Annotated in this window: 17 protein-coding genes and 1 pseudogene; 3 read left to right on the forward strand and 15 right to left on the reverse strand. The window is 68.2% G+C overall.

What is annotated here, in order from left to right; translation table 11 throughout:
• Window positions 1-96 precede the first annotated feature (96 nt).
• Window positions 97-1,143: a S1C family serine protease gene (locus EZ313_RS00380; protein ID WP_240788490.1), complete on the reverse strand. Its 1,047-nt coding sequence runs from the start codon at window positions 1,141-1,143 to the stop codon at window positions 97-99.
• A 129-nt stretch (window positions 1,144-1,272) separates the two neighbouring features.
• On the opposite strand from EZ313_RS00380, the gene EZ313_RS00385 reads away from it, so the two are divergent.
• Entirely contained in the window at window positions 1,273-1,602 is a 330-nt protein-coding gene (locus EZ313_RS00385; RefSeq protein ID WP_135261255.1) for an H-NS histone family protein, read from the forward strand.
• A 222-nt stretch (window positions 1,603-1,824) separates the two neighbouring features.
• Here EZ313_RS00385 and EZ313_RS00390 read toward each other — a convergent pair whose 3' ends face one another.
• On the reverse strand, window positions 1,825-2,895 hold the full coding sequence (locus tag EZ313_RS00390; protein WP_167772451.1) for an FkbM family methyltransferase: 1,071 nt from the start codon (window positions 2,893-2,895) through the stop codon (window positions 1,825-1,827).
• A gap of 249 nt (window positions 2,896-3,144) precedes the next feature.
• On the opposite strand from EZ313_RS00390, the gene EZ313_RS00395 reads away from it, so the two are divergent.
• Window positions 3,145-4,068 carry a class I SAM-dependent methyltransferase gene (locus tag EZ313_RS00395; RefSeq protein ID WP_205960302.1) on the forward strand — a complete coding sequence of 308 codons (924 nt, stop codon included), beginning with the start codon at window positions 3,145-3,147 and terminating at the stop codon, window positions 4,066-4,068.
• A gap of 63 nt (window positions 4,069-4,131) precedes the next feature.
• Here the strand turns inward: EZ313_RS00395 and EZ313_RS23130 are convergent, their stop codons facing one another.
• From EZ313_RS23130 to EZ313_RS00410, 3 genes are read right to left on the reverse strand one after another with little or no spacing between them, the layout of a single operon-like run.
• Window positions 4,132-4,461, reverse strand: a complete 330-nt coding sequence (locus EZ313_RS23130; protein ID WP_338106277.1) for a response regulator — start codon at window positions 4,459-4,461, stop codon at window positions 4,132-4,134.
• Window positions 4,368-5,648 (reverse strand): sensor histidine kinase, encoded by a 1,281-nt coding sequence (locus tag EZ313_RS00405; RefSeq protein ID WP_135261259.1) that lies wholly within the window; start codon window positions 5,646-5,648, stop codon window positions 4,368-4,370. Before EZ313_RS00405 ends, EZ313_RS23130 begins: the two co-directional genes overlap by 94 nt.
• Window positions 5,648-7,138 carry a DUF7125 family protein gene (locus EZ313_RS00410; protein ID WP_135261260.1) on the reverse strand — a complete coding sequence of 497 codons (1,491 nt, stop codon included), beginning with the start codon at window positions 7,136-7,138 and terminating at the stop codon, window positions 5,648-5,650. Before EZ313_RS00410 ends, EZ313_RS00405 begins: the two co-directional genes overlap by 1 nt.
• Window positions 7,139-7,414: 276 nt before the next feature.
• Here EZ313_RS00410 and EZ313_RS00415 point away from each other — a divergent pair, with 276 nt between their 5' ends.
• Entirely contained in the window at window positions 7,415-8,650 is a 1,236-nt protein-coding gene (locus tag EZ313_RS00415) for a pyridoxal-phosphate-dependent aminotransferase family protein (protein WP_135261261.1), read from the forward strand.
• A gap of 74 nt (window positions 8,651-8,724) precedes the next feature.
• On the opposite strand, the gene EZ313_RS23420 is transcribed toward EZ313_RS00415, so the two are convergent.
• The 10 genes and pseudogenes from EZ313_RS23420 to hydA all read right to left on the reverse strand — a co-directional run bounded on the left by EZ313_RS23420 (window position 8,725) and on the right by hydA (window position 19,215).
• On the reverse strand, window positions 8,725-9,438 hold the full coding sequence (locus EZ313_RS23420; protein ID WP_205960303.1) for an ankyrin repeat domain-containing protein: 714 nt from the start codon (window positions 9,436-9,438) through the stop codon (window positions 8,725-8,727).
• A gap of 96 nt (window positions 9,439-9,534) precedes the next feature.
• Window positions 9,535-10,806 (reverse strand): annotated as a pseudogene (locus tag EZ313_RS23425) (malic enzyme-like NAD(P)-binding protein); the annotation flags it as partial.
• A 12-nt stretch (window positions 10,807-10,818) separates the two neighbouring features.
• Window positions 10,819-11,598: a fumarylacetoacetate hydrolase family protein gene (locus tag EZ313_RS00425; protein WP_135261262.1), complete on the reverse strand. Its 780-nt coding sequence runs from the start codon at window positions 11,596-11,598 to the stop codon at window positions 10,819-10,821.
• Window positions 11,591-12,568, reverse strand: a complete 978-nt coding sequence (locus EZ313_RS00430) for a Bug family tripartite tricarboxylate transporter substrate binding protein (protein ID WP_135261263.1) — start codon at window positions 12,566-12,568, stop codon at window positions 11,591-11,593. The genes EZ313_RS00425 and EZ313_RS00430 overlap by 8 nt, the downstream gene beginning before the upstream one ends.
• 31 nt (window positions 12,569-12,599) lie before the next feature.
• Window positions 12,600-14,006 (reverse strand): amidase, encoded by a 1,407-nt coding sequence (locus EZ313_RS00435; RefSeq protein ID WP_135261264.1) that lies wholly within the window; start codon window positions 14,004-14,006, stop codon window positions 12,600-12,602.
• 1 nt (window position 14,007) lies between these two features.
• Window positions 14,008-15,291, reverse strand: a complete 1,284-nt coding sequence (locus EZ313_RS00440; protein WP_240788600.1) for a TRAP transporter large permease — start codon at window positions 15,289-15,291, stop codon at window positions 14,008-14,010.
• Between the two features lie 5 nt (window positions 15,292-15,296).
• Entirely contained in the window at window positions 15,297-15,938 is a 642-nt protein-coding gene (locus tag EZ313_RS00445) for a TRAP transporter small permease subunit (RefSeq protein ID WP_135261266.1), read from the reverse strand.
• Window positions 15,939-15,952: 14 nt separating this feature from the next.
• The gene (locus EZ313_RS00450; protein ID WP_240788492.1) at window positions 15,953-17,005 is read right to left on the reverse strand and encodes a TRAP transporter substrate-binding protein; all 1,053 of its coding nucleotides are present in this window, start codon (window positions 17,003-17,005) and stop codon (window positions 15,953-15,955) included.
• A 28-nt stretch (window positions 17,006-17,033) separates the two neighbouring features.
• The gene (locus EZ313_RS00455) at window positions 17,034-17,780 is read right to left on the reverse strand and encodes an aspartate/glutamate racemase family protein (protein WP_135261268.1); all 747 of its coding nucleotides are present in this window, start codon (window positions 17,778-17,780) and stop codon (window positions 17,034-17,036) included.
• Between the two features lie 10 nt (window positions 17,781-17,790).
• Window positions 17,791-19,215 (reverse strand): dihydropyrimidinase, encoded by a 1,425-nt coding sequence (gene hydA / locus EZ313_RS00460; RefSeq protein WP_135261269.1) that lies wholly within the window; start codon window positions 19,213-19,215, stop codon window positions 17,791-17,793.
• Window positions 19,216-19,425: the final 210 nt, after the last annotated feature.

Here is a 19,425-nt window from a genome sequence, read left to right on the forward strand (position 1 = left end):
CGGCGGCCTCGAAATCAAGACTATGCACGGCTGGCTTGGCCGTGTCGGTGCGGGCGCCGTCGCCGCGGGGAGTCGATCGGCGCCGGCTTTGCAAGTCTAGATGCCCGCGGGGCGCGCCATCGTGCTCATCCGGTCCACGGGTTTGAGCGTGAGGGTGCGGACGTCGGCGCCTTGCAGGACCGTGAGGCGCACTTCCGCATCGGGCGCCGCGCGGTCCCAGAGCTTCTTGTAGAACTCTTCCAGCGTGGCGACCTTGGCGCCGTCGACCTCGAGCACCACGTCGCCCGCGCGCATGCCGCCGGCTTCCGCGGGGCTTTCCCGGTTGACGCGAACCACCCTCACCCGACCGCTCTGTTCGCTGGAAGTGAGCCCGAGCCAGGGACGCCGGCTCTGGCGGCTGATGCCGTTCTGCTGCAGCTCGGCCAGGATGGGTTTGAGCAGGTCGACGGGCACGAACATGTTGCCCGGGAGGGGACGTCCTTGGCCCGACGCATCGCCCACGAACAGACTGCCGACACCGAGCAGCTCGCCACGCTGGTTGAACACGGGCGCTCCACTGTGGTTGCCGATCGGCGGGCTGGTGAACAGGGCCGACTCGATGTGGTACTCCCAGTAGCCGGAGAAGGGTCGCTTGTCGACCACCTGCGTAAGGCCGACGCCCCCGTCCTCGCCGCCGATCGCCGCCATCACGGCGTCGCCGGTCTTCATGTCTGCGATCGAGCCCAGCGGCACCGGCGCGATGCCGCGCAAGGGCAGCAGCGGCCGGATCAGGCCGAAGCCCGTGGCCAGGTCGTAGGCGACAGCGCGGGCGGGCACGGTGCGCTTGTCGAGCGTGACGATCTGGATGTTCTCGGCCTCCAGCATCAGGTAGCCGATGGTGAGGACCAGGCCATCGGGACCGATCACCACGCCGGAGCCGCTGCGCTGCCGTCCGAGCGTTTCGGCCGATCGCGCCCCCGGCGTTGCGCTGACTTCCACCCCGACCACTGCTGCATGCGCACGCGTCAGCGCGTCGATCGCGGCCTGCTGCTGCGAGCCCGGCGTGGCGGCGTCCGCGAGCGGCAGCGCGCCCAGCACGAGCGCTGCGGCGACGCAGCACCGGAACCCGATTCGGGCCAGCATCACCAGGCGAGCGGACGACATGGCAGCTCCTTGCGAAGGGGGTCTGCAAGGATGCGCCAACGGTGGTGTCCCTGCAACCGCATCGGCAGGCCTCACCCCAACCGCAGCCTAGAATCCGGCCCCGATCACGTCTTCAGGAGCGATTCGTCCATGCCCACTTACCTGGAACTCAAGGAGCAGGCCGAGAAGCTGCTCGCGCAGGCGGAGCAGATGCGCCGGCAGGAGACCGAGGAGGCCATCGCCGACATCAAGGCCAAGATCAAGGCCTATGGCCTGACGGCGCAAGACCTCGGGCTGACGACCGCGAGCTCTTCCGCAGGCCAGCGTGCGACGCGCCGTTCGACTGCCAAGAGCGCCTCGCCCGCCAAGTACCGCGGGCCCAACGGCGAGACCTGGTCGGGCGGTCGCGGGCGCAAGCCGCAGTGGGTGGTGGACGCGCTGGCCAGGGGCAAGAAGCTCGAGGACTTCGCGATCCGCTGAAGCTTCGGCGAAGGGCTACCGGGACGGCGTGTCGGCCTACACGGCCGTGGGAAACTGCCGAGCCACACGACGAGACTCAGCCTTACTGCGCTGGCTCGGCTGTTCGACCACTATGACAGCGGGATCGGTCCTTGGTTACGGTCCCAGCCATGGAGGTTCTTCGCCCGGCCGCGCGCCGGGCGTCTTTTTTTGAGGCACTGGCGCAATGCATCAACCCGGGCTTCAGGTCAGGGCCAGGTTGCGCCAGCCCTGCACGCCATCCACCTCCACGTAGGGCTGCTCACGGTCCAATGCCAGGATCGCGGGCCGCTCGATGTCCAGGGACCATCCGCGGCCTTGCAGCAGGTCCATGAGCCGGCCTTCGATCTGCCTCGAGTGGGTGCCGATCACCATGTAGGCCACCTTGCTCGAGATGAAGTCCAGCCCGCTGCGCACGACATCGACCTCCGCCCCCTGGATGTCGATGTGCAGCAGGTCCAGGCGCCTGTCGCCGGCCACGGAGGCCAGCGACATGGAGCGCAATTCCGTATGGGTCTTCTCGCGCGCGGCACGCTCGCGCTGCTCAGCGGTGGCGTCGAAGACCGCCTGCAGTCCCCACGAGTGTCCAGCCTTGTCCTGCAAGGGAAACAGGGCGTAGCCGTCGGTGCCGGACGCGATCGCATGATGCAAAGTCACTTCATCTGGCGTGAGGCCGTTCAACTGGGCGGCCTCCCTGGCGAATGCGACGTGCCCCGGATCGCCTTCGACGCCGATGGCATGCACGCTGCGTCCGTGCCGCTTCGCGGGGACGCAGGAGTTGACCATCCAGCATCCCCAGCCGCAGCCCAGTTCCGCCATCGTGAAGCTGCCTTTCGAGAGGTCGATCGCGCGCAGCACCGCCCCGAACTCCGCGATGTCCGCGTGCCAGTTCGCCGGCAACGGCATGGGCTGCACTTCGCGAGGCATGCTGCCCAGGATCGCCGGCAGGAACTTCGGGGCGATCGCGACATCGAGGAAGTTCACGATAAGGTCCGCCCGCGGCTTCGGCTGCGGGGCCGCGTACTTGTGCATGAGCGCGACCGGGTCGAAGCGTGCGCGGTAGTGCCAGAACGGGCTGCTGTGACGCTGCCTGAATTCCACCGAGGAGGCGATGGACCGTGCGATCGCCTCGACGCTGCCTAACCCGCCGTAGGCGCGAATCGCGCTGGGCTCGGGGTCCCGGCCGAGGAGGGCGCGGAACAGTGCCACAACGGATTTACCCGGAGACGCGGGAAGTGAGAATCCGAAGCGGGAATACCACTGGCGCGGTTTCATCTTGACTGTTTTGGGTTTTCCTGACGGGATGATATTGGCTGCCCCGGCGCTTCTCGAAGACACAGACGGGCGGTGGTTCTCCCCCATCCGCTTCAGGTCACGCAGATCAGAACATCAGCGGCCATGTAACTCGCATCCATGGGACGAGCGTGGTCGCCCAGCATTTCCTGCAGCACGATTCACTCGGTCAGTGCCCGGCACGGCCTACGCGAGTGCGCGCGGCGGCTCGCATCCGCTACCATTCCTTCAATGGTCTCCCGCTTCCTTCCTCGGGCCGTGAACGGCCTGTTGCGGCCCTCCGGGCTTCAAGTAGTCAGAACCTCAACGCTTCACGCGCACGTCGAACTCGAAAGGCGCATCGCCGAACTGGAGCGCCGGCTGGCCCGTGCGGACGAACAGCGGCAGCAGGACGAAGCCACGGTTCAGAACATCATCCGCTACGCCATGAAGGCCCACTGGCGCACGGTGGACCTGATCGACCGCGTCTCGGGCGACGACGAGCCGAAGGCGTGCGCCCTGTGCGGGTACGCGGACGGCGGGTTCCAGGAAGTGGTCAGCGAGTGCATCTTCTCCGGCGGGCGGCTGCTGCGCCATGTCTGCCCAAGGTGCGACGTCATCTTCGGCCCTCAGAAGGTGCTGGCTTTGGACGAGTCGATGCTGGACCTCGACTACCGCATGCTGTACCGGACCTACTCGGAGGGCGACTCCACGGAATCCATCATCCGGACGTTCCACCTGCTCAGGCCTCGCAAGGAAGGGGTCTATCTGGACTTCGGTTCCGGCGGTGCCTGGTCGGCGGCGATCCAGCGTTTGAGGCAAGAGGGCTGGAACATCTTCGGCTTCGAGCCGAGCGTGCCCGTCTCGTCCGAATTCGTGTTCACCAAGTGGGAAGAGATTGAGTCCCGCAGATTCGCCGGCATCCTGACGCACAACGTCCTCGAACACCTGTTCGATCCGGCCGGTACAACTCGCCGGCTCGGCCAGCTACTTGAACCCGGCGCGCGCTTAGTTCACACCACTCCGTGCTTTGAGTACCTGTACGAGTACACGCGCTTTCACGTCTTCTTCTTTACGGGCAGGTCTCCGCAGGTGCTGGCGGAGCGGGCCGGGATGAAGATCGAGGAGTGGGTGCGCGATGGCGAGTTCATGGCCTGCATCATGCAGCGGGCATAGCTCCTTGTGCTATGGGTGACGGGAGTGCACGGTCACCCCTTCCCCGTGCGATATTGGCTGCGCTTATCCATTAGTGGCCGCCGCAGCCGCCGACTGGATACTGTCGAGACACCCAATCAAGTCGTCGATGTCCAGCGGCTTGACGAAATGGAAATCGAACCCGGCCTCGAGCGCCCGCGCCTTGTCCGCGTACTGGCCCCAGCCAGTCAGCGCGATCAGCGTCGGCGCGCCTTTCGGCATCGCGGCACGGATGGCGCGCGCGGCTTCGTAGCCGTTCATGACCGGCATGCCGATGTCCATCACCACCGCCTCGGGACGCTGCTGCTGGACCGCTGCAACGGCCTGCGCGCCGTCGTGGGCGACCTCGACCGACGCGCCTTGCAAGGTGAGCAAGGCTCCGAGCGTACTGGCCGCGTCCAGTTGTCGTCCACCACCAGGATGCTGCGTTTCAGGCTGGCCGGTCTCGAACGCTGCTGCAAGGCCTGCACTCCCGGCGCGTTCACCATGACGGGAACGCTGAGCACGAATTCGCTGCCGCGGCCGGGTCCGTCGCTGCGCGCCGTGAGCGTCCCGCCGTGCAGTTCCGCGAAGGCGCGCGTGAGGTGAAGCCCCAATCCCAGTCCGCTGGTCGGCTCGCCCACGGTGCGCGACTGGGAGAACATGTTGAAGATGCGGCCCAGGAATTCCGGCTCCAGGCCCTTGCCGTTGTCGCGCACCAGGAACTCCGCCACCGGCGGATTCAGGTTCACCGACAAGGTGATCTCGCCCGATGGCGGCGTGAACTTCGCGGCGTTGACCAGCAGGTTGGCGACGCTCTGTACCAGCCGGACGTGATCGGCGTACAAGTCCACCCGGGGGTCCGGGCGATGGATCGTCAGCCGGTGCGCCTTCGCCGTGATGCCTTCCTGTGCGAGCTCCACGGCGTGCCGGATCACTTGCTCGACGGTCGTCACCGAGCGCTGCAGCTCCAGCTTGCCGTTCGTGATCCGTGCGATGTCGAGCAGGTCGTCCACCAGCCGCTTCAGGTGGCTCACCTGGCGATCCACGATCCCCGTGAGCTTTTCGGTCTGCGCCGAAGGGTGCAGGCGCAGCAGGATGGCCATCGCGTTGTTGATCGGCGCGAGGGGATTTCGCAGCTCGTGCGCCAGCGCGGCGAGGAATTCATCCTTGCGCTGGCTGAGCGCACGCATCTCGTACTGACGATCGCGAGCGCGCAGGGCCGAACGGGCGGCGCTGATGATGGCCATGGTGCGCACCGGCCGCTCGAGCAGCGTCACGTTGCCCAGCTTCTCGATCGCGCGCTGCGCCTCCAGCGAGTCGGCGCCATGCTTGGCCAGCAGCAGGATCGGGAGGTCCGACCACGCCGGCTGCTGCCCGAGGTGCTCCGAGAGGACGCCCATCGTCGCGGGACTGAGGACTTCCTCTCCCAGCATGAGGGCACCGGCCCCGAGCCGCAGTTGCGCCGTGAGCTTGGCCGGAGTGTCGCAGTGGGCCACTTCGAGGGCCGCCGCCCGGAAGACCTTCTCGACCAGCATCGCATCGCGGCCGGGCGGGCCATACACCACGATTCGCCGTTCCATCAGCTTTTCGCGTCGGGGACCGCGAGGCCCGCCACTGGCAGGGGTACGCCCGTCAGCACCCCGCGGTAGCCGCGCAGGATCTCACCCACCTCGATGCCCTTCGAAGACATCGAGAAGGCCCTGATGGTGCGTTCATGAACGCTGCCTCGCTTCTTGAAGACGGACACGGCCTGCCGGATCTCGCCGTTGTCCTCGAAGTAACGAAGCATCAGCACGTTGTCGGCGATGTAGCTCGCGTCCATCGCCGAGGACATCTGTCCGCCCAGCATCCCCTGCTGCACCGCCACCAGCACCGTCATCACCTGGTGCTGGCCGAGGTACGTCAGCAGCTCGTGCAGGTGCGTTGTCAGGAAGCGCTCGTCGGGGACGGCATTGAGGAAGCCGTTGAGGCTGTCGATCACCACGACCTTCGCACCCGCTTCGACGGCCTTGCACACGGCGGCGGAGAACTGCCCGGGCGAGAGTTCGGCGGGATCCACCTGCTGCACGGTGAGGGCGCCCGACTCCATCGCCTCGCGTATGCCCAGGTTCAGGCCGTCGCTGCGGTGAAGCATGTTGCTGGCGGATTCCTCGAAGAGGAATATGGCCGCGCGTTCGCCCTTGGCGATCGCGGCGGCCACGAATTGCGAAGCGAGCGAAGACTTGCCCGTGCCGGGAGGGCCGACGACCAGGGTGCTGGTCCCTTGCTCGATGCCGCCGCCGAGCAGCTGGTCGAGCTTGGGCAGGCCCGTGCTCATCTGTTTGCGATCCGTGATGCCGCGCGACTGGGCCGCGACCAGGCGGGGATGCACGGCCAGGCCACCGCGCACCAGGTTGTAGTCGTGCATCCCGCCCAGGAAGCTGCGGCCGCGGAACTTCACGACGCGGATGCGCCTTCGCTCGGCGCCGTAGTCCTTCACCAGGTGATCGAGCTGGATGACGCCGTGGGCGATGCTGCGCACCTGCAGGTCGCCGGAAGCCGACGAAGTGCGGTCGTCCAGCAGCAGCACGGTGCACTGCCGGTTGGAGAAGAACTGCTTGAGGGCCAGCACCTGTCGCCTGTATCGCAGCGGGGAGTCGGCGAGCAACTGCAATTCCGACAGCGAATCCAGCACGATGCGGCTGGGCTTGAGCTCATCCACTGCTGCCAGGATCAGCTTGAGGGTGCTCGCCATCTCCACCTCCGAGGGATGGAAGGTGGTGTACTGCTGCTCGGCGGCCAGCAGGTCTTCGGTCGGAAGGACCTCGTGGATGTGGATGCCGGCCACGTCGATGCCGTGCGACCGCGCGACAGCGGCCAGCTCTTCGCGGCTCTCGGCCAGGGTGATGTACAGAACCCTTTCGCCGGAGCGGACGCCTTCGTTGAGGAACTGGAGGCCGGTAGTGGTCTTGCCGGTTCCGGGCTCACCCTCGACCAGGTAGATGCGGTGCGGCGTGAGCCCGCCGCCAAGAATCACGTCCAGTCCCGCTATACCCGTGGAAAGAAGGTCGGGTGCGCCTGCTGGGTTCATGTGGAGCCTTTCAATAACCCCGCGCACGCATGCTTGGGCCATCAACGTGCGGCCCTTCAGGTTTATCCCATCCTAACAGCACGATTCGCAGGCGTGCGGGAGCTGGCGCGCCCGTCCTGCAGAGCTGAAAGGCTTGCTATGAGCGCCAGCGCCACGCCGGCCTATTCTGAAGCGGAATATGTCTTATCGCGGAGCTGAGGCTTCCGCGGGCCTCCCCCCGCCGCATACATTGGCGCGGCAAAGCGACCACGCACACCGCAACTGAGCCAACGAGCAATGCTGAACCTGAACTTCCATCCCGCCGGGCGCCACTTCCTGCAGATCCCCGGGCCATCACCGGTGCCCGACCGGCTGCTGCGGGCAATGAGCTATCCAACCATCGATCACCGCGGGCCGGAGTTCGGCGCTCTCGGCCGCCTCGTGCTGGCCGGCATCAAGCGCATCTTCAAGACGCAGCATCCCGTGGTGATCTACCCGGCCTCCGGCACGGGCGCGTGGGAAGCGGCACTTTCCAACACCCTCAGCCCGGGCGACCAGGTCCTCATGTACGAGACCGGCCACTTCGCCACGCTGTGGAACAAGATGGCGCTGCGTCTCGGGCTGAAGCCGGAGTTCCTGCGCTACCCGGGGGCGGACCCGCACCTGCCCGAAGCGCCGGGCTGGCGCCATGGCGTGCAAGCGAGCCTGATCGAGGAGCGGCTGCGTCGCGATGCCCGGCACGCGATCAAGGCGGTCTGCGTGGTGCACAACGAGACCTCCACCGGCGTCACTTCCGATATCGCCGCGGTGCGGCGCGCCATCGATGCGGCCGGGCACCCCGCACTGCTGTTGGTGGACACCATCTCCGGCCTGGCGTCCGCCGACTACCGGCACGACGAGTGGGGCGTGGACGTGACCGTGAGCGGCTCGCAGAAAGGCCTGATGCTGCCCCCGGGCATCAGCTTCAACGCAGTCTCGCCCAAGGCGATCGCCGCCAGCCGGACCGCGACGCTGCCGAAGTCCTTCTGGGCCTGGGACGAGATCATCGACATGAACCAGACCGGCTACTGGCCGTACACGCCCAACACCAACCTGCTGTACGCGCTGGCCGAATCCATCGAGATGATCGAGGCGGAAGGTCTGGAGCAGGTCTTTGCCAGGCACCAACGACTCGCTGCTGCCTGCCGCGCCGCGGTCCAGGCCTGGGGCCTGGAAATCCAGTGCGCGGACCCGGCCGTCTACTCGCCGGTGCTCACCGGCGTGCTGCTGCCGCAAGGCGTGGACGCCGACAAGGTGCGCCAGGTCGTCTACCAGAGCTTCAACATGTCGCTCGGTGCCGGCCTGGGCAAGGTGAAAGGGCGCATGTTCCGCATCGGGCACCTCGGCGAATGCAATGACCTGGCGCTGGTGGCGGCACTCGGTGGCTGCGAGATGGGGCTGAAGCTGGCGGGCGTGCGCGTGCGCGAGAGCGGCACGCTCGCGGCCCTGGAATATCTTGGCTCCACCGCGACCCGCCAGGATCGCGCCTCGTAGCGCGCGGGGCGATCGCGCGAGCGCGCCCGCCTGGCATCGCGGCCGGCGGGCGCAGCCGCTCGAGCCGCTAGCCGCTAGCGCGCGCCCGCCTGTTCCAGCATCTGCACCATGCGCGTGAAGCCCCGGGCGCGGGCGAGCTGCAGGGGCGTGTTGCCCTGCCGGTCACGCAGCCCGAGGTTGGCGCCGGCATCGATCAGCGCCTGCAGCGTCTGCTGGTGCCGCGGGCCGCCGTCGCCCAGCACGATGGCCTCGATCACCGCGGTCCAGTGCAGGTTGTTGACGTGGTCCAGGGGCGCGCCGGCGGCGATCAACTGCCGCACGACGCCTGCGTGCCCCAGGTGCGCCGCGGCAATGAGCGCCGTGCCGTCGTAGCGGCTGGTGACCTGCCTGGCGCTGGCGCCGAGTGACAGCAGCAGGCGCAGCGTTTCCTCGTCGTCGGCCACGGACGCGATCGTGACGGCGTCGTAGCGATCGCGTTCCAGCGCATCCAGGTTGGCGCCGGCCGCCGCCAGCAGCCGGATCGCCTCGCGTTGGCGCGCGAAGGTGGCCACGTGCACGGGCGTGCGGCCGCGCCCGTCGCGGCTGTCCAGGAGGGCCTTGTCCGTTGCGAGCTTGCGGATCTCCGGCAGGTTGCCGGCATGGGCTGCGGCATGCAGCCCGGCGTAGCCGGCCACTTCCGCCGCATCGGGCGCGACCTGGGCCGCAACCGGCGCCACGGCGCCCGGCAAGAGGCCGCACGCCGCGGCTCCGAGCAGCGCCTGCAGCAGGCTCCTGCGGGTGGGGGTCATGTTCATCTCCGGTCCTTCAGCTTACGTCGGCAGGTCATTGGCGCGCTCGCGGGCGGCAAACGGCGCACTCCTCGTCGGGGTGGCGGGGAGCGCCGCGAGGCGCTGCCGGTACGCTTCCAGGTCCCGGATGGGCCGGGTGGCGACGCGGTCCTGCGCGGCCGCTTCGGCCACGGCCGGCGCGATTCGGGCGATCAGCCTCGGATCGAACGGGGTGGGGATCAGGTAATCGGGGCCGAACGAAAGCGTCCTCGCCCCGTAGGCCGCACGGACCTCCGGCGTGGTTTCTTCCCTGGCGAGGGCCGCGATCTGCCGCACGCACGCCAGCTTCATCCTGTCGGTGATGCGGGTGGCGCCGCAATCCAGTGCGCCGCGGAAGATGTACGGGAAGCACAGCACGTTGTTCACCTGGTTCGGGTAGTCCGAGCGGCCGGTGGCGATGATGCAATCGGGGCGAACCGACTTCGCGACCTCGGGCCGGATCTCCGGCTCCGGGTTGGCCACCGCAAGGAGGACGGGCCGCTGCGCCATCGTGTCCAGCATGGCGGCCGTCAGCACGCCCGCCGCCGAACAGCCCAGGAACACGTCGGCCCCGCGCACGGCTTCCGCCAGGGTGCGCAGCGTCGTCTCGCGGGCATACCCCTGCTTGGATTCGTCCATCCTCCCCGCGCGGCCGCGGTAGATCACGCCGGTGGAGTCGCAGGCCAGGACGTTCTCGCGACGCAAGCCCAGTTCCACCATCATGTCCAGGCAGGCGATGGCGGCTGCACCGGCGCCCGAGACGGCGAGCTTCACTTCACGGATGCCCTTTCCCGTCAGCTCCAGCGCGTTGAGAAGCGCCGCCGCCGTGGTGATGGCGGTGCCGTGCTGGTCGTCATGGAACACCGGGATCTTGAGCCGCTTGCGCAGTTCGCGCTCGATGTAGAAGCACTCGGGCGCCTTGATGTCCTCCAGGTTCACGCCGCCAAGCGTCGGCTCCAGGGCGGCGATGATGTCGACGAGCCTGTCCGGGTCCTTCTCCGCCAGCTCGATGTCGAACACGTCGATGCCCGCGAACTTCTTGAACAGGCAGGCCTTGCCCTCCATCACGGGCTTGGCGGCCAGCGGCCCGATGTCGCCCAGGCCCAGCACCGCCGTGCCGTTGGTGATCACGCCCACCAGGTTGGCCCGCGAGGTGTATTCGGCCGCCAGTTCCGGATTGGCCTGGATGTCCAGGCAGGGATACGCGACGCCCGGCGAGTAAGCGAGCGACAGGTCGCGCTGGTTCTCCAGCGGCTTGGTCGGCGTGACGGAAATCTTCCCGCGTTGGGGGCTGAGGTGGTATTCGCGCGCGGCATCGCGCAGCGCGTTCTCCTGGGACGAAAAATCCATTGTCGAAAATACCTAGAGTTGAACGAAGGCTTCGCCGATGCCATCGAAGCGCACCTGCACGGCATCGCCGGCACCGGCCGGCAACATGCCGCACCAGGTCCCGGTGGTCACGACGCTGCCACGCCGCAGCGGCCGGCCGTCGCTCGTCGCGTGGCGCAGCCAGGCCGACAGCAGCCACGTGGGGTCCTGCAGCGAGTGCGTGCCGCGGAAGATGCGAGGTTCAGCGCTGCCGATGCTCACCCGGCAGACCTGCTCGTTCCAGTCACGCGGCTGCCAGGGTCGCCATTCGCCGAGGACAAGCGCGCCGTGCGATTGCAGGTCCGCAAGCTTCAGCAGCGCCGGTGCATCCAGCGCCTGCGCCCACCGCGAATCCACGATTTCGATCGAAACCGCCACGGCATCGATCAGCGAAACGGCTTGCGCATGCGAGAGGCTGGCAGCCGCTTCCGCAGTGACATCGGCGCGCAGGCTCAGCGCGACCTCGGCCTCGATGAGGCGGAGGCGAAAAGGGTGGCTGCGTGCGTCGGCCGGGCTGGGCCACACCGCCGGCGGCAGCAGCTGCGCATGCGTCATTGCAGCAGTGCGCGAGGGACCGCCCGACTTCCAGAACGGCGAACTCGCGTTCGCGGCGCCGAGCTGCCCTGCGACCAGGCGCTGCACCTCGTAGGCGTCCTCCGGCGACTCCAGCAGCGGCGCCAGGGCCACGGCGTCCGCCGGCGGGCCGCCGCGCCTTGCGTCCAGCAGGGCGCTCGCGACGACCGCGGTCTTGGAGCGCACGTGCGTCTCAACCATCCGCCCGGACATTGGCTTCCTTCGCGACCTTCGCCCATTTGGCGATCTCGGAGCGCATGAGTTCGGCGAACCGCTGCGTCGAGCCGCCGCCGTCCTCCACGCCGAAGCCGTCGAACCGCTCGCGCACGTCGGGCATCGCCAGCACGGTCTGGATGTCCTGGTTCATCTTCTGCGCGATGGCCGCCGGCAGCTTGCCGGGCCCGGAGATGCCGTACCAGTTGAAGGTCTCGAAATCGGCGAAGCCCTGCTCCTGCATCGTCGGGACGTCCGGATAGGCCTTGACGCGCTTGGCGCGGGTCTGCGCGATGGCGATCGCGCGGCCCGACTTCACGTGCGGCGTGGCGGCCGTCATGGTCTCGAAGCTGTAGTTGATCTGGCCGCCGATCAGGTCCGTCAGCAGCGGGCCGCTGCCCTTGTACGGCACGTGCAGGGCGTCGACCTTGGCACGCAGCTTGAACAGCTCCAGCGCGAAGTGCTGCGCCGTGCCCGGGCCGGCGGAGCCGAAGGTGACCCTGCCGGGCTGCGCCTTGCACAGCTCCACGATGTCCTTCACCGTCTTCGCACGCTGCTGCGTGCCGGCGATCAACAGGTTGGGCGTGAGGCCCAGCAGCGCCACCGGCACGAAGTCGCGCTCGGGGTGGTAGCGCAGCTTGGGCAGCACCGCCGGTGCGAGCGCGTGGCTGTTGATCGTGGTGAGCAGCAGGGTGGTGCCGTCGCTCGCCTGCTGCGCGACGTATTCGGCGGCCAGCGTTCCCGACGCACCCGCCTTGTTCTCGATCACCACCGGTTGCTTCCAGATCTCGCCCAGCTTCTGGCCCACCACGCGGGCCAGCGCGTCGGCGCCGCCGCCGGGCGGGAAGCCCACCACGATCCTGATCGGCCCGCTCGGCCAGGCCTGCGCTCGCAGCGCAGGAGTTGCGGCAAGAACGGCGGCGGCTGTTCCCGCCTGCAGCAGAAGGCGTCTTTGCATGTTTGTCTCCTTTTGGATGGATGCTTGAATGTCAGAGGGCGGGCCAGCGGTCCGCCCAGGGATGCGCCGCCTCGTAGGCGGCGCCCAGGTCCAGCAGGGTGTCGTCGCTACCGTAGCGGCCCACCAGCTGCATGCCGATCGGAAGGCCCTCGCGCGAGGGCTCGCACGGCACGGCCAAGCCGGGCAGGCCGGCGGCGTTGACCCAGCCGGTGTAGACGGCGTGGCCGCGCGGACCGACTTCCTGGCCGGCGATGTGCGTCGGATAGGCGTCTTCCGCCTTCCAGGGCAGCGCAGCCGCCGAGGGAAGCACGATCACGTCGATGTTGTCGAACAGGGCCAGGCTGTCGCGCCGCAGCTTCTTCACCTGTTCCAGGATCTGCCAGAGGCGGGTGGCCGGCAGCTGCCTGCCCTGTTCCGCCATGTCGAGGTACTTGGGCGAGGCCTGCGCCGCCCAGTCGGGATGGCGCTCGAACAGCTGCGCAAGGCCGACCTGCCCGATCTGCGGCCAGGCCTGCGCGTAGAAGTCCAGGTCCAGCGGGAGCGCGCCGGTCTCGACCCGGTGGCCGAGCGCGGCGAGCCGGCTCACCGCCTGGCCCACGCTGTCGGCGATCTGCGGATCGAGCGGCGCGGAACCGAAGCGCTCCACGTACAGGATGCGCAGCTGTGCCGAGGGCCGCGCCGGCGAACGCGCCTGTTCGGCGGCCAGCGAGGAACGGTCCACCGCCGCCGGACCGCGCATCACGTCGAACAGCATGCGCGCGTCGGCGACCGTGCGGGTGAGCGGCCCGATCACCTCGAAGTCCAGCAGCAGGCTGGGCAGCACGTGCTCACGCGGCACCGCGGACAGCGAAGGCTTCAGGCCCACCAGGCCAGTGTGCGACGCCGGTCGGCGGATCGAGCCGCCGCCGTCCTGGCCGATGGCCAGCGGCGTGATGCCGGCCGCCACCGAGGCGACCGCGCCACCGCTGGAACCGCCAGGCGTGAGGTCCAGGTTCCAGGGATTTCGCGTGACGCCGAACACCGGGTTGGCGGTGTAACCCTCCAGCGCGAACTCCGGCACGTTGGTCTTGCCGATCACGAGGGCCCCGGCCGCGCGGGCACGGGCGACCGAGAGTTCGTCCTGCCCGGTGGCGTGCGAGCGCAGGGCTGGGCAACCCCAGGTCGTCGGCAGGTCCTGCGTGTACAGGCTGTCCTTCACCGACAGCGGGATGCCGTCGAGGGCGGACAACGGCCGGCGACGCGCATGCCGAGCCGTGGAGACCTCCGCTTCCCGCAGGAAGTCCTGGTCGCGCCGTGCCACGACCGCGTTGATGCGCGGGTTCACCGCCTCCAGCCGTGCCAGGCAGGCCCGTGCCACGGCCAGGGGCGTCAGGCTCCCGTCGCGAAAGCCCGTTTGCATGTCGGCGGCGGACAGGCGCCAGAGATTGCGGTCTTCCATCTCACATCCGCGAAGGCAGCCAGGTCACGATCTGCGGGAACGCGGTCAGCAGCAGGGTGAACAGGATCATGATCACGGCGTACGGCAGCGCACCCCAGATCGCGTCCTTGATGTCGCCCTTGTCCGGCCGGATCCCGTGCACCACGAACAGGTTCATGCCCACCGGCGGCGTGATCAGCCCGAGCTCGCACATGAGCACGATGAAGATGCCGAACCAGATCGGGTCGATGCCCAGCGCCACCGCGATCGGGTAGGTGATCGGGATGGTCGCGACCTGCATCGAGAGCACGTCCATGAACATGCCCAGGACCAGGTAGAACAGGATCAGCGCCAGGATCAGGCCCGTCTTCGACAGCCCCAGGCCGGCCACCCACTTCGTCATCGCCTCGGCCACGCCCGTCAGGCTGATCGCCAGGTTCAGGATGAACGCCGCGGTGATGATCAGCAGGATCATGCCGCTGATGCGCGCGGTGGAGATGAAGCAGGTGCGCAGCAGCTCCAGGTTCAGCCGGCCGGAGTGCCAGGTGAACGCCAGGGCCGCCATCACGCCCAGGGCCGCGCTCTCGGCCGCGGTGGCGATGCCGAAGTACAGGCTTCCCATCACGATGCCGAACACCACCATCGGGGGCACCAGGTGGACGAGCGCGCGCAGTCGCTCGCCCAGCGGCACGTGCGCCTCGCGCTTGACGTCTCCGCTCATCACGGCCTGGATGTAGATCCACACCATGAACAAGCCGGTGAGCAGCAGGCCGGGGATGATGCCCGCGATGAACAGCTGGCCGATCGAGTTGTTCGTGAGCGACCCGTAGACGATCATGTTGACCGAAGGCGGGATCAGGATGCCCAGCGTGCCGCCCGCCGCCAGCGAACCCAGCGAAGAACGCATCGAGTAGCCGCGCTTTTGCAGCGAGGGCAGCGCGACGGTGCCCACCGTCGCCGCCGTGGCCACCGAAGACCCCGAGGTCGCGGCGAACAGGGCGCAGCTGCCGATGTTCGTGTGCAGCAGGCCACCGGGCAGACGCCCGAGCCACGCCGACAACGCGATGTACATGCGATCGGCGATCCCCGACCGCAGCAGCAGCTCGCCCAGCAGCACGAACAGCGGGATGGACGTCAGCAGGTTCTCGTTCTGAACGCCCCAGACCACCGGGGCGATCGAGTCCATGAAGGGGGCGCCATACGCGGCGATGCCGCCGACGATGCCGATCACCGCCATGGACACCGCGATGGGCATGCCCACCAGCATCATGCCCAGCATGGCGAGGAAGGCGAATCCGATCACCATCACGTTCACGGCTTGTCTCCTTCGGCCCCCTGGCGCTGCACCAGGTCATCCAGTTCTTCCTTCAGCTCCTCCTTCGCGCTCTTCGGATGGAAGTCGCGGTTGAGGAGGTCGATGCGGCCGCCGAACAGCAGGGCGGTCGCGCGCAAGGCATAGACGAGGGCCAGCAAACCGAAGATCAGCAAGCCTCCATACCACACGCCCTGCGGAATGATCAGCGGAGTGGCCCAGGGCGTCTGCGCCGTGCTGCGGTATTGCAGCGTGTCGCCGATGACCTTGAACGCCACCCAGCTGATGAACAGCCCGAAGACGGCAAGCGAGACGATCGACACCCAGTTCAGCACCGCCTGCACGCGCGGCGGGAACTTGTCGTGGAACACGTCCACGCGGATGTGCGCGCGGCCCATCAGGGCGAGGCTGAAGGCGATGGTGGAGCCCACCGCCAGCGCATAGCCGCCCAGTTCGTCGGCGCCCTGCAGCGAGATGTTGAACAGCTTGCGTGCAAGGGTCTCGACGGTGACCACCACCGCCAGCCCGATGAAGATCGTCCCGAAGACGGTGGCGAGCACCGTCTCGGTCCGGTCCCTCAGGCGGGCCAACCCGCCGGAGGCCGCGGCCTCCGGTGCCGGGGGCACCAGCATTTCGCTCATGTTCGCAGCCGCTTTCACTTCAGCCCCAGCACCGGTGCGACGGTGGCGTTCCACTTCTGCGAGCAGCCCGGGTTGGACTTGTCGCACACCTCGGCCCAGACCGGCAGCGACACCTTCGTCACCGCGCCGCGCACCAGCTCCAGGTCGCCGGGGGTGACGGCCACGTTGGTGAGCTTGAACTTCTTGCCGGTGGTGCACGGGTCCTTGCCCGCATTGCAGTTCAGCGCATCCTGGAACAGTTCCTCGGAATACTTCCAGATCTCGTTGGTCAGTCCGTCGAAGGCGGTCTTCAGCTTGGCCTGCTGGTCGGGCTTGAGCTGGTTCCAGGCCTTGAGCGAGATCGCGTAGCCGTTCAGGGCCATCTGGAAGCCGACGGGCAGCTGGTGCGTGGTGACTTCGGGCCAGCCGGCGGAGTTGGCGGAGCTGGGTCCGGTGATGGCGCAGTCCACGACACCGAGCGACAGCGACTGGTGGGTGTCGGCAAAGGAGACGGGAACCGGGGTGCCGCCCACCATCTCGATGAACTTGGCCAGGTTCTGGTCGTAGACGCGGACCTTCATGCCCTTGACGTCGGCCAGCTTGGTGATCGGCTTCTTGCAGAAGAGGATCTGCGGACCGAAGGGCCAGACGCCGAGGAGCTTCACGTTGAACTGCTTCTGCAGGCGCTCGTCGATGGTGCTGAAGTACGCGTCGGCCACCTTCCGGCCGGTGGCGTAGTCGGGGGCGGCTCCCACCAGGTCCAGGCCCAGGATGGTCGGCTCGTCACGCGAGTTCTGCGAGACGCGCAGCGAGACGATGTCGAACAGGCCGGCCTTCATGACGCGCAGCTGCTCGGTGTCCTTCACGCCGAGCGTGTCGATCGGCTTGTAGTCCACGTCGACCGGCAGCCCGGTGCGCTGGGCGAAGTTTTCGAAGAAGGGCTGTTCCTTGTTCTTCTGGATCAGGCCGGTGGCCAGCGGCTGGCCGATGGCCTTGAACTTGATGCGGTCCTGCGCGAGCGCCGGCAGCATCAGGCCTGCGGCCATGGCGGCCGCGACGACGGTTTTGAGGGAAGGACGGAAGGTCACGGGTGGCTCCTTTGGTGGCGAGGAAGGTTCAGCGAGAGGAATCGAGCAGCCGCGCGATGGCATCGGGCAGGCCGGCATGGGGTTTGGCGGGTGGCATGGCGAAGCTGCCGCGCAGCGCGCGGCCTGGCTTGAGCGCCGCGAGGGTTTCGGCGTGGCGCACGGCGCTGGAGACGCCGTCGACGACGGGGACGGGCAACTGGCCGTGCAGGGAGCGGGCCAGTCCCGCGAGCGGCGCGCCGGCCAGGATGATCACTTCGGCGCCGTCCTCGGCGACGGCGCGTTCGGCCAGCGCCTTCAGCGCCTGCGCATGTTCCTGCTGCACGCCGCCGATGGCGGAGATCGGGCGGTCCAGCGCACGGATGCTGGCCAGCCGCGGACCGAAGCCGCAGGCCTCGACCACTTCGCGGTACCAGGCCTGGATGCGCTGCGAGATCGCGATGATGGAGATGCGGTGGCCCAGCAGGTGGGCGCTGGCGAGCGCCGCTTCCGTCATGCCCGTCACGGGGACCGGCATGACCTCGCGCAGACCGCCGAGCCCCGGGTCGCCGAAGGCGGCGACCACGATGGCGTCGGCCCGCGCGCAGTGCTCCGCCGCCAGCTGCGCGGCGGCGTACGCCCCGATCAGCGCCTCGAAGCGGGTCTCGATGTAGGCGACGCCGAAGCGCGCGGTCAGCACCTCGACCTGCGTTCCGGGCGACGCGCTGCGCTGCGCCTCGGCGCGGATCAGGTCCGACACGCTGTCGGAGATGTTCGGGTTGATCAGCAACACGCGCATGGCCGTCTCCTCAGCCGCGCCTCGGGAGCAGCGAAGGCCTGCCGCAAGGCAGGAACTTGCCGCGGCCGGCCTTGCCGGTGAAGCTCGTGCCGTCCCACACGACTTCGCCGCGCGACAACGTGAGCCCGGGCCAGGCCCTCAGCTTCATGCCCTCATAGGGCGTGTAGTCGACCGCGTGGTGCAGCTTCCCGTTGTCCACCGTGACCTCGCGCTCGTCCCAGATCACCAGGTCTGCATCGCTGCCCACGGCGATGGTTCCCTTCCGCGGATGCAGGCCGTACGCCTTGGCGGGATTGGTGGCGGTGAGCTCCACGAACTTCTGCAGCGTGATCCGGCCACCCAGCACGCCCTCGGAATAGAGCAGCGGCAGGCGCGTCTCCAGTCCCGGGATGCCGTTGGGGATGTGGCGGAACGGCACTTCCTGGCCGCCGATCTTCTTGCCTTGGGCATCTTCGTAGCGGAACGGCGCGTGGTCGGAGGAGAACACCGTGAACAGCCCGTCCGTGAGCCCTTCCCAGATGCGCTGCTGATTGGCCCTGTCGCGCGGCGGCGGGCTGCAGACGCAGCGCGCACCAAGATAGCTGTCGTCGATACCGAGATCCTCCGCGGTGAGGAACAGGTACTGCGGGCAGGTCTCCGCGAAGATCGACAGGCCGTGGCTGCGCGCCCACCGGATCTGCTCGATCGCCTCGCGACCCGACACGTGCACGATGAGGATCGGGACGTCCACCAGCTCGGACAGCGCGATCGCGCGATGCGTGGCCTCGCGCTCCACCAGCATCGGCCGCGCGTGCGCGTGCCAGCGCGGCGCCGTGCGGCCGGCCGCTTCCAGCCGCTTGGTCAGCCACTCGATGCAGTCGGCGTTCTCCGCATGGACCATGGCGAGCGCACCGTGGGTGCGCGCGACGTCCAGCACGTCCAGGATCTGCGCATCGTCCAGCTTCAGGTCGTCGTAGGTCATGTAGACCTTGAACGAGGTGTAGCCCTCCCCGATCAGCCCCGGCAATTCGTTCGACACCACCTCAGGCGTGGGGTCGCTCACGATCAGGTGGAAGGCGTAGTCGATGCAGGCCTTGCCTTCGGCGCGGCCGTGGTAGTCGGCCACGGCGGCGCGCAGCGACTGGCCCTTCATCTGGGCCGCGAACGGGATGATGGTCGTGGTGCCGCCGCAGGCGGCCGAGCGGCTGCCCGTGGCGAAGTCGTCGGCCATCCTGGCCGGCCCTTCCATCGGCTGGTCCAGGTGGCAATGGGCGTCGACGCCCCCGGGCGTCACCGTGCGGCCGGCCGCGTCGATCTCCCGCGCACCCGCGGGCAGCTCCTGGCCCAGCAGGGCGATCCGGCCGTCGCGGATGCCGACGTCGCAGTCGAACGTGTCGCTCGCAGTTGCGACGCGGGCATTGCGGATCACGAGGTCCAGCTTGCTGCGCTCAGCCATGCCGGCCCCTTTGTTGCACCGGCTTGGTGCTGCAAAGACGCCAAGAAAGTGCAGACACGGTTGTCGACAAAACGACGCCGATCGAAAAGAGTGCGAGGGGAGAGTGCATACGGAAGGTTCCAGGGTTGAGGCAAGATTCAGGCCTTCGCCCCGGCGCGATGAGAGCGAGTTCAGGTAGCCGCACTATCGTCCAGGGCGAGCATGGCGGCA

This window comes from Ramlibacter henchirensis (genome assembly GCF_004682015.1).
Lineage (GTDB): Bacteria > Pseudomonadota > Gammaproteobacteria > Burkholderiales > Burkholderiaceae_C > Ramlibacter > Ramlibacter henchirensis.